Here is a 15,797-nt window from a genome sequence, read left to right as displayed (position 1 = left end):
AATGTATAGAATAGATATAGGTATAGATCTTGGTACCTCTAATGTGCGCATATTTATGAGGGACAAAGGTGTTGTTGTTGAACAGCCTTCATATGTTGCATACGAAGAAAAGACCAAGAATATTATAGCGGTAGGAGCTAAAGCAAAGAGAATGCTTGGCAAAACTCCGGAGGGAATCTGTGTTGGAAAACCTATTCAGCATGGTGTTATTTCGGATTACAGTCTGGCCGAGAGAATGATCAAAGCATTCGTTAAAAATGGACTTACCAAGAGAAAAATCTGGGGACGTCCGAATATTTGCGTATGCATTCCGGCCGGAGTAACCGAAGTAGAAAGAAGAGCTGTGGAAGATGCGGTTGTAAGAACCGGTGCGAAGCAGGTTTTTATTCTGGAATCGGCTATGGCAGCAGCTATTGGTGCGGATATGGACATAGTTGAAACTTATGGCCATATGATAGTGGATATCGGTGGAGGAACAACAGATATAGCTGTTATCTCAGCCGGTGGTATCGCTGAAGGAATGTCACTTAAATGTGGTGGTGACGATTTCACAGAAGTTCTTATAAGATATGTAAGAAGAAAATACAATGTCGAACTCGGGATTTTATCTGCTGAAGAAGCGAAAGAAGCGGTGGGTTCGGTTATGAAGAGAAAAAATGATATTTATATAGAAGTTAAAGGTAAGAATCTTCTTACCGGACTTCCTGAAACTATCAAACTTTCCGCTGATGAAACAGTTGAAGCATTTGAAGAAGTCAGTGGTCAGATCATAAATGCGATCAATTCTGTTCTTGAAACTGCACCGCCTGAGCTTATAAATGATATTTCCAAAGAAGGCATTATGCTTACAGGTGGAGGAAGTCATATCGCAGGTATGCAGAAACTTATAGCGACAAGATCGCAGATAAAAGTAGTTGCAAGCGAAGATTCTGAAAGCATGGTTGCGCTTGGTACAGGGCTTGCTGGTAAGTACATTATGGTACAGGAAGAAATCAGAAAGAGTCAGATGGAAGAGGAATAAGCAATTAGTTATTGCTTGCGAATAGATATCATTTGTGTTATGATTCAAAAAGGCTTGTCGGCTCATTCCGCAAGTATATATTTTTGTGAAAATCTATACTTATCACGGGGTTTGACGACTGAATTATAAAGTATACTTTTTAACGGAGGATTTATTATGGCAAAGAAAGTAGTTATAGCTAGTGCATGCCGTACAGCTATCGGAACAATGGGTGGAACACTTAGTACTACACCTGCAGCAACACTTGGTTCAATTGTTATCAAGGAAGCTCTCTCAAGAGCTGGAGTAGCTCCAACAGAAGTTGATCATGTATATATGGGATGCGTTATCCAGGCTGGTCTTGGACAGAACGTAGCTCGTCAGGCAGCTCTTAATGCCGGACTTCCAATCGAAGTACCTGCAGTTACAATGAACGTTGTTTGTGGTTCCGGTCTTCACTGCGTTAACGCAGCAGCTTCTATGATCCAGAACGGTGATGCTGATGTAGTTATAGCAGGTGGTATGGAAAATATGTCTATGGCTCCTTATGCTATTCCTCAGGGACGTTACGGATATAGAATGAACAATGGTGTACTCGTTGATACAATGATCAAGGATGCTCTTTGGGATGCATTTAATGATTATCATATGATCAAGACTGCTGACAACATCTGCGAGCAGTGGGGTCTTACAAGAGAAGAACTCGATGAGTTTGCAGCAGCTTCACAGAACAAGGCTGTAGCAGCTCAGGAAGCAGGCGCTTTCGATAAGGAAATCGTTCCTGTTGAAGTTAAGCAGAAGAAAGCAGTTATCACATTCGCAAAGGATGAGGGTCCTCGTCCTGGAACAACAGTAGAAACACTTGCTAAGCTTCGTACAATCAATCCTGATGGATTCGTTACAGCTGGTAACGCTTCAGGTATCAATGATGGTGCAGCAGCAGTTGTACTTATGAGCGAAGAGAAGGCTAAGGAACTTGGTGTTAAGCCTATGGCAACATTCGTAGCAGGAGCACTTGCAGGTGTTGATCCTTCAATCATGGGTATCGGTCCTGTAGCAGCTACAAAGAAAGTTATGGCTAAGACAGGTCTTACAATCGATGATTTCGATGTTTATGAAGCAAATGAAGCTTTCGCAGCTCAGTCAGTAGCAGTAGGAAAGGATCTTGGATTCGATCTTAATAAGCTTAATCCAAACGGTGGTGCTATCGCACTTGGACATCCGGTTGGTGCATCAGGATGCCGTATCCTTGTTACACTTGTACATGAGATGGAAGCACGTAATCTTAAGAGAGGTCTTGCTACACTTTGCATCGGCGGTGGTATGGGCTGTGCAACAGTTATCGAGAGAGACTAATTAACAGGAGGAAACAACGTGGAATTTATTACATATGAGCAGGAAGGCTTTGTAGGAATTATCACAATTAACAGACCTAAGGCTCTTAATGCACTTAACAGCCAGGTTTTAGATGAATTATCAGAAGTATTTGATAATGTTGATCTTGCAACAGTTAGAGCGCTTGTTCTTACAGGTGCCGGAGATAAATCATTTGTTGCCGGTGCAGATATCGGAGAGATGTCTACACTTACTAAGGCAGAAGGTGAAGCATTCGGTAAGAAGGGAAATGATGTTTTCCTTAAGATCGAGAACTTCCCAATTCCTGTTATTGCAGCAATCAATGGATTCGCTCTTGGTGGCGGATGCGAGATTTCTATGAGCTGTGATATCAGAATCTGTTCTGACAATGCTGTATTCGGACAGCCTGAAGTTGGTCTTGGAATCACACCTGGATTCGGTGGAACACAGAGACTTGCAAGAACAGTTGGTATCGGAATGGCTAAGCAGCTTATCTATACAGCAAGAAATATCAAAGCTGATGAAGCACTTCGTATCGGTCTTGTAAATGCAGTTTATTCTGCAGTTACAGATGAAGCAGGAAATGTTACAGCAACTGCACAGGAAAATCTCCTTGCACAGGCTAAGAAGCTTGCAAGCATCATCGCTGCAAATGCTCCAATCGCTGTACGTAACTGCAAGAAGGCAATCAATGATGGTATTGCTCTTGATATTGAGAAGGCTGTTGAAGTAGAAGAGAAGCTTTTTGGTGATTGCTTCGAATCATACGATCAGACAGAAGGAATGGCTAACTTCTTACGTAAGAAGGATGATCCTGCTAAGGTTAAGGTTGTTGCATTCCAGAATAAATAAGTATTTAATGTGAGAAACTGCTACGGCAGTTTCTCGGTAAAATGATATATTATTAGGAGGATATAAAAATGGTAGTAGGTGTAATCGGTGCCGGAACAATGGGTTCAGGTATTGCACAGGCTTTCGCTATGACAGACGGATATGAAGTACGTCTCGTTGACATCAAGCAGGAATTTGCTGATGGAGGAAAGGCAAAGATCGAAAAGAATATTAAGTTCCTTGTTGGTAAGGAAAAGATCACTGCTGAAAAGGGTGAGGAAATCCTTGGAAAGATCAAGACAGGACTTAAGGATATTTGTACAGATTGTGATCTCGTAATCGAGGTTGCTCCTGAAAATATGGAAATCAAGAAGAACACATTTAAGGAACTTCAGGCTATTGTTCCTGCAACATGTAAGTTTGCTTCAAATACATCATCTCTTTCAATCACAGAGATTGGTGCAGGTCTTGACAGAGAGATCATCGGTATGCATTTCTTCAACCCAGCTGACAGAATGAAGCTTGTTGAAGTTATCGCTGGTGAGAACACATCAGATGCTTATGTTGAAGAGATCAAGAAGATTGCTACAGAGATCGGTAAGACACCTGTTCAGGTAAATGAAGCTCCTGGTTTCGTTGTTAACAGAATTCTTATCCCAATGATCAATGAAGCGGTTGGTATCTACGCTGAAGGTATTGCTACAGTTGAAGATATCGATACAGCTATGATGCTCGGTGCATCTCATCCAATGGGACCTCTTGCACTTGGTGATCTTGTAGGTCTTGATATCGTACTTGCTATCATGGAAGTACTTCAGTCTGAGACTGGTGATTCTAAGTATCGTCCTCATCCACTTCTTCGTAAGATGGTTCGTGCAGGTAAGCTTGGACGTAAGACAGGTAAGGGATTCTACGACTATTCAAAATAACATAATGTAATTAATAGACGGCAAAGTGGATTATTTATGATTCACTTTGTTGTCATGTAATAATATATAAATGGAGGATAAATTCATGGATTTTACACTCAGTAAACAGCATGAAATGGCAAGAACTCTTTTCAGTGAGTTCGCTGAGAAAGAAGTAAAGCCTCTCGCTCAGGAAGTTGATGAGACAGAAAAGTTTCCTAGAGAGACTGTTGAGAAGATGGCTAAAGCAGGATTCCTTGGAATTCCGGTTCCAAAGGAACTTGGTGGACAGGGTTGTGATGTTCTTACATACGCTATGTGCGTAGAAGAGCTTTCAAAGGTTTGCGGTACTACAGGTGTTATCGTTTCCGCACATACATCACTTTGCGTTGATCCTATTGTTACTTATGGTACACCAGAGCAGAAGGCTAAGTATGTTCCTGATCTTGCTTCAGGAAAGAAGCTTGGTGCTTTCGGTCTTACAGAGCCGGGTGCAGGTACAGATGCTCAGGGTCAGCAGACAAAGGCTGTTCTTGATGGAGAAGAGTGGGTTCTTAACGGATCTAAGTGCTTCATCACAAACGGTAAGGAAGCAGACGTTTATATTGTTATCGCTGTAACAGGTACTGTTGAAAAGCGTGGCAAGACAATGAAGGAAATTTCAGCATTTATCGTTGAAAAAGGAACTCCTGGGTTCACATTCGGAACAAAGGAGAAGAAGATGGGTATCCGTGGTTCATCAACATATGAACTTATTTTCCAGGATTGCCGTATTCCAAAGGATAACCTCCTTGGACAGAAGGGTAAGGGCTTCAATATAGCTATGCATACTCTTGATGGTGGACGTATCGGTATCGCTGCACAGGCTCTTGGTCTTGCAGAAGGTGCTCTTGAGAGAACAATTGCATACGTTCAGGAAAGAAAGCAGTTCGGACGTGCAATCGGAGCATTCCAGAATACACAGTTCCAGCTTGCTGATATGGCTACTAAGGTTGAAGCTGCTAAGATGCTTGTTTACAAGGCAGCTAAGGCTAAGGATCAGTTCAATGCAGACGGAAAGACTTCTTACAGCGTAGAAGCAGCTATGGCTAAGCTTTACGCAGCAGAAGTTGCTATGGAAGTAACTACTAAGGCAGTTCAGCTTCACGGTGGATATGGTTACATCAGAGAGTACGATGTAGAGCGTATGATGCGTGATGCTAAGATTACAGAGATCTACGAAGGAACAAGTGAAGTTCAGCGTATGGTTATCTCTGCTAACTTACTTAAATAAGGAGGGTACAAGTCGTGAAAATTATAGTTTGTGTAAAACAGGTACCTGATACAAAGGGCGGAGTTAAGTTTAAAGCGGACGGAACACTTGATAGAGGAGCTATGCTTACAATCATGAACCCAGACGACAAGGCAGGTCTTGAGGCTGCACTTCGTCTTAAGGATCAGTATGGAGCAGAAGTTACAGTAGTAACAATGGGTCTTCCAAAGGCAGCAGATGTTCTTCGTGAAGCACTTGCTATGGGTGCTGATAAGGGCGTTCTTGTTACAGATAGAGTTCTTGGTGGAGCTGATACATGGGCTACATCACAGACACTTGCAGGTGCAATCAGAAATCTTGATTATGATCTTATCATCACAGGTCGTCAGGCTATCGATGGTGATACAGCTCAGGTTGGACCACAGATTTCAGAGCACCTCAACATTCCTGTAATTTCATATGCACAGGAAATCAAAATCGAAGGTGATTCAGTAGTAGTTAAGCGTCAGTATGACGATAGATATCATATGCTTAAAGCTAAGATGCCATGTCTTGTAACAGCTCTTTCTGAATTAAATGAGCCACGTTACATGACTCCTGGTGGAATCTTTGATGCATGCAAGGATGATGCTCCTATCACAACTTGGGGTAGAGCAGATCTTAAGGATGTACTTGATGAGAACCTTGGTCTTAAGGGTTCACCTACACAGATCGCTAAGGCTTCTGACAAGGTTAAGAAGGGTGCTGGTGAGAAGGTTGTTCTTGAAACACCTGATGAGTCAGCAGATTACATCGTTGCAAAGCTTGCAGAGAAGTTCGTTATATAGTTAATAGATTAGGAGGATAACAGTAATGGCATTAGAAGAATATAAGGGCGTATTTATTTTTGCTCAGCAGGTTGATAATGAAATTAGCAACATTGCATTCGAATTGCTTGGTAAGGGTAAAGATCTTGCAGCAGATCTCGGAACAGAAGTAACAGCTGTTCTTGTAGGTTCAGGCGTTAAGGGTCTTGCTGATCAGCTTGCTGAGTATGGTGCAGATAGAGTAATCGTTGTTGATGATCCGGAACTTAAAGAGTACAGAACAGAGCCATATACACATGCAATTGCATCTGTAATTGACAAGTTCAAGCCGGATGTATTCCTTATCGGAGCTACAGCTATCGGACGTGATCTTGGTCCTCGTGTTTGTGCACGTGTTCATACAGGTCTTACAGCCGATTGTACATCTCTTGATATCGGTGATTTCCCACTTGTTGCAATCCCTGGAAGAGAGCAGAAGCACAATCAGCTTCTTATGACTCGTCCTGCATTCGGTGGAAATACAATCGCTACAATCGCTTGTCCAGACTTCAGACCACAGATGGCAACAGTTCGTCCTGGTGTTATGCAGAAAAAGGAAAAGGTTGCAGGAGCTAAGGCAGTAGTTGAAGAGTTCAACCCTGGATTTACTCCAAATGCAAATTATGTAGAGATTCTTGAAATCGTTAAGGAAGTTTCTGACGTTGTTGATATTCAGGATGCTAAGATCCTTGTATCAGGCGGACGTGGAGTTGGTTCTGCAGAGAACTTCAAGCTTCTTGAGGATCTTGCAGCAGCTATCGGCGGTGAAGTTTCATGCTCACGTGCTGTAGTTGATTCAGGATGGAAGCCAAAGGAACTTCAGGTTGGTCAGACAGGTAAGACAGTTCGTCCACATGTATACTTTGCAATCGGTATTTCAGGTGCTATCCAGCACGTTGCAGGTATGGAAGAATCTGATATCATCATTGCTATCAACAAAGATGAGACAGCTCCTATCTTTGATGTAGCTGATTATGGTGTAGTTGGTGATCTTAACAAGATCGTTCCACTTCTTACAAAGCAGATCCTTGCAGCTAAGGCTTCAAAGGCTGAAAACTAATATAATCTCGAATTATATATTTTTAAGCAGCGCTGATTATTCAGCGCTGTTTTTTGTGAAGAAAAATAAGTGAATTTAAGTGCTTTTTAATTTCAATAAATTGACAGATATGATATAATTTTATTGGATAAAACCTTAAAGTTAAGGCTTTATTTATAATGAAATGACTTTAGGAGGTAAGTTTTAGTGATCGGAATTATTGGCGCTATGGATAAAGAGATTGATGATCTTAAAAGTGTAATGAAAGATGTCTCTGAGGAGAAGATATCCGGAATGACATTTTATAAAGGTGCATTAAGCGGGAAGGACGTAGTACTTGTAAGATCCGGTATTGGTAAAGTAAATGCAGCTATGTGCACAGAAGCACTTATCATAAAATATAATGTTGAATGTGTTATCAATACAGGTATTGCAGGAAGTCTTAACAGCAAGATCGATATAGGTGATGTCGTTCTTTCCACAGATTCTCTTGAACATGATATGGATGTATCAGGTCTTGGATATGATAAAGGAGTTGTGCCTGATCAGGAATGTTCTATATATCCGGCAGCTGATAACATCAGAAAAATTGCAAAAGAAGCCTGTGAAGCCGTTAATCCTGATATCAAAGTATTTGAAGGACGAGTTGTAAGCGGAGATAAATTTGTATCTGACAAGGAGACAAAGGACTTCCTTGTAAATACATTTAACGGTATGTGCACCGAGATGGAGGGTGCGTCTATAGCACACACAGCTTATTTGAATAATGTGCCATATCTGGTTATAAGAGCGATTTCTGATAAGGCAGATGATTCTGCTGATATGGATTATCCTTCATTCCAGAAGAAGGCAATCATTCATTCTGTACGACTTGTTGAAGAAATGATGCGCAGGATGTAATTATATTTGAACAATAAGGGCGTTTTGCTGATTGTTTCATGGGTGAAGCATGGAAGATAAGCAAATATTTGTAAATGTAAATAAAGAGGGAAAAATGGAACTTAAGAAAATAGCTAGTTTTACAGTTGATCATACCAAACTTCTTCCGGGAATATATGTTTCCCGTAAAGATTATATAGGACAGGAAGTTATTACAACATTTGATATAAGGATGACAAGACCGAACGTTGAACCGGCACTTAATACATCTGATATTCATTGTATAGAGCATCTTGCTGCAACATTTCTTAGAAATCATCCTGTTTGGGCGGAGAAGACAATTTATTTTGGACCTATGGGTTGCAGAACAGGATTCTATGTAATATTTGCCGGAGATCTTGAGTCGAAAGATATAGTCGGAATAATGACAGAAATGTTCGAATTTGTGCGAGATTTCAAAGGTGAGGTTCCGGGACAGTCGGCTCATGATTGTGGAAATTATCTTGACATTAATCTTAATATCGCAAAATATGATGCTAAAAAGTATCTTGATGAAGTGCTTTACAATATTTCGGAAGAAAGATTGGTATACCCTAAGTGATGTTTTTGAAAGGGTGATTAAATGAAAAAAATAGGAACACTTAGCATTTCACTTGCGCTCATGATGGGGCTTGCAACCGGGAATATTCCTGCAGTACAAGGGAACAATCAGTATACACAGGGGCAGGCTTATGATGAAGAGAGTGTTGTATCAGAAGAAAGTACAGAAAGTGACGAAGTGATAGAAAACACAGAAGACACAGAAAGTACTGAAACAGACGGAGCAACATATGGCGCGGATGGAAACGATAGTGACGATCTTATTGAAGTGGAAGACTTTTCTGATAAAGTCTATATAGAAGACGGATTCGTAAAGAACAATATCATGGCTATTGATAATAGGGATGATGTTGTGGTAGAGACAGATGAAAAGCTTCCGGAGAGTAAAAGGATTTATTCGGCAGAAATAGCAGAAGATTCAGAGGTGGATGTTGATGTGAATAAGGCATCATCAATTCCGGATAAATTTACTCTCGGAAAACTTTCGGGGATCAGATATCAGGGGCAATACGGTGTGTGCTGGGCATATTGTGCCAATACATGTCTTGAAACAGCATATCTGAATCAAGGTCTCGGAGATTCTATCAATTATTCGGAATATCAGCTTCTGTATGCAACGTTTCATGGTGAAAAAGATAAGTTTGTTTCGAGTGTAAATCCATGGTATGACCAGGGTGGATTTAATTATATGGCAATCGGAACTCTGGCAATGAACAGGGCTATGGCGCTGGATAGCAAATATCCGTTTGATACAAGCAAAACCTTAACGAAGGAAGATATAGGAACCGGAGTCAATAATATCAAAGAAGCAGTTCTTCTTCCGGATTTCCCTGAGGATTACAGTAATTATGCGGGAGATCAGTGGTTTGCTGTTATAAATAATATCAAGAAAGAGATAAATAACGGTCACGCAATTGGAATTGCACTTGATGCATCAACAAGTAAATATGATTCGAGTAAAAAGTCATATTATACTTCATGGAATGGTGGAGACAAACCTGGAACAAACCATGAGGCGGTTATAGTAGGATGGGATGATTCAAAGATAACATCTGCCGGAAGTAATAAGCCGGGTGCATTCTATATACATAATAGCTGGAGTACAAATCATGGTGAAAATGGATATGACTGGATATCATATTACGATGCCTCACTCAGCAGTCCGGGATATTATACAGTAAGTTCGGATCCTGTAGATAACGAAGAGTGTGTATATTCGCATTCTGAAGCAGGTTGGATGGGCAAAGGTCTTTCCATGAGTAAAAATACATTTGAAGGCGTAAATGTATTTGTTGCTGAAGAGGAGTTCACCATCAATAAAATCGGTTTCTATACCAATTATGAAGCTGATTACGTAATAGACTTTATTACGGATATTCCTTCAAATAATAATTTTCATATGGGTGCTACCAGAGGAACTGTTTCCGGACATGTTGATAATGCAGGCTTTTATAAAGTTGATTATGATCATGGATTTACAGTTAAAAAAGGTGAAAAATTCGCAATAAGCATCAATCTGAAAGATATGAATGGTAAAAACCGTATTTTCTTCGAAGGCGGTAACAGAAGTCTTAGCAGTGACGGCCTTTCAAGAGTTACGACTATTTCAAGCGGAGAATCATTTATATTTGCCAATAATACATGGATAGATTGTTCAGATGTTTTTGGTAATTTCAATCTTGGACAAGATTTCAGAAATATCTGTGTATATGCTTATGGTAAGAAAGCTTCATCCTCGAATAGTGAGCAGGGTGGAACACAGCCACCTGTGATTTCAGGAGTTTCAGCAAAAGAGGCAACACTTTATAATCCGGGTAATATCGCATTTTATATTTGTGACGGTAAGAAATATGCTGATGCCGAATGTACTAAAGAATTAAAAGATTCGGATATAGTTACTTATCTTTTTGATAAGGATCTTGTCGGACCTGCAAAATACAACGGAAATATTTACTATGTTAAAAACGGTATTGTTGATAAAACCTTTGAAGGTATAGTGAAATATAACAACCTGTATTATGCATTTAAAGAAGGTGTTATAGATAAGTCCAAGAAAGGTGTTATCTTCACCAATAAAACATATATACTTTTTAGGGATGGTGCACAGCGTTCTGATTATTCGGGTCTCTCAGCTTATAATGATAAATTTCTTTTTATGAAAGAGGGACATTTTTATAAATATACCGGATTCTCAAAGAGAAATGATTCATATTATTATGTAAAAGAAGGCGTTACGGGAAAAGCCACAGGATTCAGAAAAGGAAAAATCAATAAGGTTGATGCGTGGTGGTATATCAAAAACGGAACAGCATTTCTTACAAGTAATGGATTTTTCAAGGGAACAGTAGAGGGTAAGTCCGGATGGTGGTATGTTAAGAATGGTAAAGTCATTACAACTACAACAGGATATGTCAAAGGAACTGTAGACGGAGTGAGTGGCTGGTGGTACGTGACAAACGGAAAAGTCAGTACAGGAAAGTCGGGAATATTCAAAGGTACTGTTAACGGCAAGACAGGAAAATGGTATGTCAAAGCCGGAAGAGTACAGTTGGAATATTCAGGAACAAGAATAATCAGCAATAGTAAATTCGTCATCAAAAATGGTCTTGTTCAGTAGCATTTTCAAGGATTTTGGGCTGCATATTTTACTGATTGATTAATACATATTAATATGATACAATGCTATGCAGATTGCGCTTTACTATGGAAAAATTTATTCCGAAAGCGAAAAAAGAGAAAATAATGTGTAGAAAGATTACACATCAGGAGGAAAGAAAAATGAGTTTAACAGCAGAAAAATTAGACGGTAATATGGCTAATCTTACTATTACGGTACCAGCAGAAGATTTCAGCAAGGCAATGATTGATGCTTATAAGAAAAATAAGAGCAAGTTCTCTGCACCTGGTTTCCGTAAGGGAAAGGTTCCTATGAATTATATTGAGAAAGTATACGGCGAAGGCGTTTTCTATGAAGATGCAGCTAATGACCTTATCAATAAAGTTTATCCTGAAGAGATCGAAAACTGTGATCTTGATATCGTATCTAACCCTGAAATCGATATCGTACAGATCGGTAAAGGAAAAGATTTCATTTTCTCTGCAAAGGTTGCTACAAAGCCACCTGTTAAGCTCTCTGAGTATAAGGGTGTAGAGATTGAGAAGGTAAATGCAGAAGTTACTGATGAAGATGTAGAGAAAGAGATTGAAAAGACTCGTAAGGAAAATGCGCGTAAAGTAGATATCACAGATAGAGCAGCAAAGCTTAATGACGAAGTTAATATCAACTTCGAAGGTTTTGTTGATGGCGAAGCATTCCCTGGAGGAAAGGGTGAGGATTACAAGCTCGTTCTTGGATCACACAGCTTCATTGATACATTTGAAGATCAGATAGTTGGTAAGAATATCGGTGATGAGTTCGATGTAAATGTTACATTCCCTGAAGAATATCAAGAGGCATCTCTCGCAGGTAAGCCGGCTGTATTTAAGTGTAAGCTCAATTCAATCACAGAAGAAGTTCTTCCTGAACTTGATGATGATTTTGCAAGCGACGTTTCAGAATTCGAAACAGTAGCAGAATATAAGGAAGATGTTAAGAAGACTCTTGAAGTAAAGAAGAAAGATGCAGCTGAGAAGGAAAAGGAATCTAAGGTTCTTGAGAAGCTCATCGAGTCATGTGAAATTGATGTACCTGAAGCTATGCTCAGATACAATCAGGAGAAGATGCTTGGTGATTTCGAGCAGCGTCTTGCATATCAGGGACTTAAGCTTGAGCAGTATCTCCAGATTACAAAGCAGACTAAGGAAGATATGCTTGAGCAGGTTAAGCCTGAAGCTTTAAGAAGAATCAAGTCTAGCCTTATCATCGAAGAGATCGCTAAGACAGAAAATATCGAAGTTTCTGACGAAGAAGTAGATAAGGAAATCGAAAAGACTGCAAGCATGTATCAGCTTGATGTTGAGAAGTTTAAAGAACTTGCAGGTGAGAAGGAGATAGAGGCAATAAGAATGGATGTCAAGATGAACAAGGCAATCAAGCTTATTGCAGCTGAATGTAAGGAGGTATAAGAATGCCATTAGTACCTACAGTCATTGAGACTAGTAGTAGAGGAGAAAGAGCATATGATATATATTCTCGTCTTCTCAAAGAAAGAATTATTTTCCTTGGGGATGAGGTAAATGATGTAACAGCAAGCCTTGTAGTTGCACAGTTACTTTTCCTTGAGTCTGAAGATTCAACAAAGGATATTAATTTCTATATAAATAGTCCTGGTGGTTCAGTTACAGCAGGAATGGCTATTTATGATACAATGAATTATGTGAAATGTGATGTTTCTACAATATGTGTAGGAATGGCAGCTTCTATGGGTGCATTTCTTCTTGCGGGTGGAGCAAAGGGTAAGAGATTTGCTCTTCCAAATGCAGAGATTATGATCCATCAGCCACTTGGCGGAGCTCAGGGTCAGGCAACTGATATTAAGATTACAGCTGATCATATAATCAGAACACGTACAAAACTCAATACTATCCTCAGTGAGGCTACCGGAAGATCACTTGAAGAGATTGAAAGAGATACAGAAAGAGATAACTGGAAGACTGCAGAAGAGGCACTTGAGTATGGTCTGATTGACAAGATAGTTACAAACAGAAAGTAAGAGGTGGTTGAATGGCTACTCATACAGAAGAAAAAGGAAAGTTAAGATGTTCCTTCTGTAATAAATCTCAGGATCAGGTAAAAAGACTTATTGCAGGTCCTAATGTATATATTTGTGACGAATGTGTAAGTATATGCCAGGACATAATTGATGAAGAGTTTTCAGATATCGATTCTTCAGAAGTAAATCTTATGAAGCCGAAGGAAATCAAGGCATTTCTTGACGAATATGTTATCGGACAGGAATCAGCCAAGAGAGCACTTTCAGTAGCGGTTTATAATCACTATAAGAGAGTTCTTTCAGACAAGAGTCTTGATATTGAACTTCAGAAAAGTAATATCGTTATGGCAGGACCTACAGGTTCAGGTAAGACATATCTTGCACAGACACTTGCAAAACTTTTAAATGTACCTTTTGCAATTGCAGATGCAACAACTCTTACTGAAGCTGGTTATGTAGGTGAAGATGTTGAGAATATTCTTCTCAAACTCATTCAGGCTGCTGATTATGATATTGAAAGAGCAGAAAAAGGTATCATCTATATAGATGAGATTGATAAGATCACCAAGAAGTCTGAGAATGTTTCTATAACAAGAGATGTTTCAGGTGAAGGTGTACAGCAGGCGCTCCTTAAGATAATCGAAGGTACTGTCGCATCTGTTCCTCCTCAGGGTGGACGTAAACATCCTCATCAGGAATTTATCCAGATCGATACTACTAATATCTTATTTATCTGCGGTGGTGCATTTGATGGTCTTGATAAAGTTATCGAGAGCAGAATCGGTAAGAAATCAATTGGTTTCAATGCTGAAATCGATTCTAAGAATTCAGACGATGAGAATGAGCTTCTTAAGCAGGTAGAACCTCAGGATCTTGTTAAGTATGGTATTATTCCGGAGTTTGTAGGACGTGTTCCGGTTATAGTAACACTTGACCAGCTTGATGAGGAAGCTCTTGTAAAGATACTTACAGAGCCTAAGAGTGCGATAATCAAGCAGTATCAGAGACTCTTTGAGTTAGATGATGTTGAGCTTGAATTCGAAGAAGATGCACTTATTGAGATTGCTAAACTTGCTATGGAAAGAAATACAGGAGCAAGAGGTCTTCGTGCAATCATCGAAAAAACAATGACAAATATTATGTATGAACTTCCGTCAGATGAGTTTGCTGAGAAGTGTATCATCACAAAGGATGTTATCATCGGTGACAGTGAGCCGGAAGTAATACGTAATGAAACAAGCAAAGCGAAGAGAAGTACCTCTTCAAACAAGAAAATGATAGTAGCGGATAATGGTATAGCATAATGATCATAAAAAGTTCCCAACTTGAATCGGTTTGCGGTATAACAAGCAAACTTCCGGAGAATCTTTTGCCGGAAATAGCATTTGCAGGAAAGTCAAACGTTGGCAAGTCCTCATTAATTAATGCGCTTCTTAACAGAAAGAATCTGGCAAGAACTTCTTCGCAACCGGGAAAAACTCAGACCATTAATTTTTATAACATAAATGAAGCACTTTACTTTGTTGATCTTCCGGGATATGGCTATGCAGCCGTATCAAGGGAGATTAAGGCAAAGTGGGGTAAGATGATTGAAAAATATCTTAAAAAGTCAGAAAAGCTGGTTATGGTATTCCTTCTTGTGGATATCAGACATGATCCTTCTGAGAATGATAAGCTTATGTATGACTGGATAGTATCTAATGGTTATGAACCTGTCATTATTGCTACAAAACTTGATAAGATCAAAAGAAGTGAGCTTGATAAAAAGCTCAAAGCTATACGCATAAAGCTGGGCGGAAATGATATTAAGATTATTCCGTTTTCAGCAACAACTAAAAAAGGTCGAGATGAAATCCTCGACCTGATTGAAAGTCTTATATAATATTTTATTATTTGTCTTCGTTGGTAAAAAGTTCGTTGATCAAGTATGAATATACATCAGCGCTCTTTTCACGCCAACTATCGCATATTGATGTGGCCAGACTTTTCGTCGGAACACTAAGTTTAAGATCAAGAACTATATCTTTACGTTCTTTGATGATACATTCAACGGTATATTCCTGATTATCATTAAAAAAATAATCCGAATAAATCTGAGATTCATTTTTAAGATTTATTCTTTGTTCTGCAAAATAATCCAGAATGTCCTGCTTAATTGCTATAGGCAGACGATTTTCAAAATATGACAAAGCCTCTTCACCGGCATTTGTTATCTTATAATGTGTTGTATCTCGAATGACGTTTCTGGAGATAAATCCTGCATCAATTAGCTCACTCAAAGATTCATGAATATTAAAAGGGTTATTGGTATAGCCCTTATCCAATATAAAATCATTTAACTGAGTATTAGTAAGCATATATTCATCTATACGGTCAAGCATATATAAAATTATTAATTTGTATAAAAATAGACCTTCCATAATGAACTCCTGTGT

General features: G+C 39.3%; 15 protein-coding genes. 14 read left to right on the top strand and 1 reads right to left on the bottom strand.

Annotated features, from left to right (window positions below):
* The first annotated feature begins 1 nt into the window (after window position 1).
* From mreB to yihA, 14 genes are all read left to right on the top strand, one after another.
* Complete coding sequence (gene mreB / locus B5D25_RS00210; protein WP_078785737.1) at window positions 2-1,021, top strand: rod shape-determining protein; 1,020 nt, start codon at window positions 2-4, stop codon at window positions 1,019-1,021.
* A 156-nt stretch (window positions 1,022-1,177) separates the two neighbouring features.
* Entirely contained in the window at window positions 1,178-2,356 is a 1,179-nt protein-coding gene (locus tag B5D25_RS00205) for an acetyl-CoA C-acetyltransferase (RefSeq protein ID WP_078785736.1), read from the top strand.
* An 18-nt stretch (window positions 2,357-2,374) separates the two neighbouring features.
* Window positions 2,375-3,208 carry an enoyl-CoA hydratase-related protein gene (locus B5D25_RS00200; protein WP_078785735.1) on the top strand — a complete coding sequence of 278 codons (834 nt, stop codon included), beginning with the start codon at window positions 2,375-2,377 and terminating at the stop codon, window positions 3,206-3,208.
* Between the two features lie 68 nt (window positions 3,209-3,276).
* Window positions 3,277-4,116, top strand: coding sequence for a 3-hydroxyacyl-CoA dehydrogenase family protein (locus B5D25_RS00195; protein ID WP_078785734.1), 840 nt, complete (start codon window positions 3,277-3,279; stop codon window positions 4,114-4,116).
* An 85-nt stretch (window positions 4,117-4,201) separates the two neighbouring features.
* Window positions 4,202-5,368 (top strand): acyl-CoA dehydrogenase, encoded by a 1,167-nt coding sequence (locus tag B5D25_RS00190; protein ID WP_078785733.1) that lies wholly within the window; start codon window positions 4,202-4,204, stop codon window positions 5,366-5,368.
* 14 nt (window positions 5,369-5,382) lie between these two features.
* Entirely contained in the window at window positions 5,383-6,174 is a 792-nt protein-coding gene (locus tag B5D25_RS00185; RefSeq protein WP_078785732.1) for an electron transfer flavoprotein subunit beta/FixA family protein, read from the top strand.
* Between the two features lie 25 nt (window positions 6,175-6,199).
* Window positions 6,200-7,252, top strand: coding sequence for an electron transfer flavoprotein subunit alpha/FixB family protein (locus B5D25_RS00180; RefSeq protein WP_078785731.1), 1,053 nt, complete (start codon window positions 6,200-6,202; stop codon window positions 7,250-7,252).
* Window positions 7,253-7,438: 186 nt separating this feature from the next.
* Entirely contained in the window at window positions 7,439-8,131 is a 693-nt protein-coding gene (locus B5D25_RS00175) for a 5'-methylthioadenosine/adenosylhomocysteine nucleosidase (protein ID WP_078785730.1), read from the top strand.
* A gap of 94 nt (window positions 8,132-8,225) precedes the next feature.
* Window positions 8,226-8,711 carry an S-ribosylhomocysteine lyase gene (locus B5D25_RS00170; RefSeq protein WP_078785965.1) on the top strand — a complete coding sequence of 162 codons (486 nt, stop codon included), beginning with the start codon at window positions 8,226-8,228 and terminating at the stop codon, window positions 8,709-8,711.
* 21 nt (window positions 8,712-8,732) lie between these two features.
* The gene (locus B5D25_RS00165; protein ID WP_078785729.1) at window positions 8,733-11,327 is read left to right on the top strand and encodes a lectin like domain-containing protein; all 2,595 of its coding nucleotides are present in this window, start codon (window positions 8,733-8,735) and stop codon (window positions 11,325-11,327) included.
* A 161-nt stretch (window positions 11,328-11,488) separates the two neighbouring features.
* Window positions 11,489-12,775 carry a trigger factor gene (tig, locus tag B5D25_RS00160; protein ID WP_078785728.1) on the top strand — a complete coding sequence of 429 codons (1,287 nt, stop codon included), beginning with the start codon at window positions 11,489-11,491 and terminating at the stop codon, window positions 12,773-12,775.
* 2 nt (window positions 12,776-12,777) lie between these two features.
* Window positions 12,778-13,362, top strand: coding sequence for an ATP-dependent Clp endopeptidase proteolytic subunit ClpP (clpP, locus tag B5D25_RS00155; RefSeq protein WP_078785727.1), 585 nt, complete (start codon window positions 12,778-12,780; stop codon window positions 13,360-13,362).
* Between the two features lie 11 nt (window positions 13,363-13,373).
* The gene (gene clpX / locus B5D25_RS00150) at window positions 13,374-14,666 is read left to right on the top strand and encodes an ATP-dependent Clp protease ATP-binding subunit ClpX (RefSeq protein ID WP_078785726.1); all 1,293 of its coding nucleotides are present in this window, start codon (window positions 13,374-13,376) and stop codon (window positions 14,664-14,666) included.
* The gene (gene yihA / locus B5D25_RS00145; RefSeq protein WP_078785725.1) at window positions 14,666-15,244 is read left to right on the top strand and encodes a ribosome biogenesis GTP-binding protein YihA/YsxC; all 579 of its coding nucleotides are present in this window, start codon (window positions 14,666-14,668) and stop codon (window positions 15,242-15,244) included. Before clpX ends, yihA begins: the two co-directional genes overlap by 1 nt.
* A gap of 7 nt (window positions 15,245-15,251) precedes the next feature.
* Here the strand turns inward: yihA and B5D25_RS00140 are convergent, their stop codons facing one another.
* The gene (locus B5D25_RS00140) at window positions 15,252-15,782 is read right to left on the bottom strand and encodes a DUF4364 family protein (protein ID WP_173472798.1); all 531 of its coding nucleotides are present in this window, start codon (window positions 15,780-15,782) and stop codon (window positions 15,252-15,254) included.
* Window positions 15,783-15,797: the final 15 nt, after the last annotated feature.

Source organism: Eubacterium ruminantium (assembly GCF_900167085.1).
Taxonomy (GTDB): Bacteria; Bacillota; Clostridia; order Lachnospirales; family Lachnospiraceae; genus Eubacterium_Q; species Eubacterium_Q ruminantium.
Note: the sequence above shows the minus strand (reverse complement) of the source record. Positions and strands in the feature narration are given on the sequence as shown.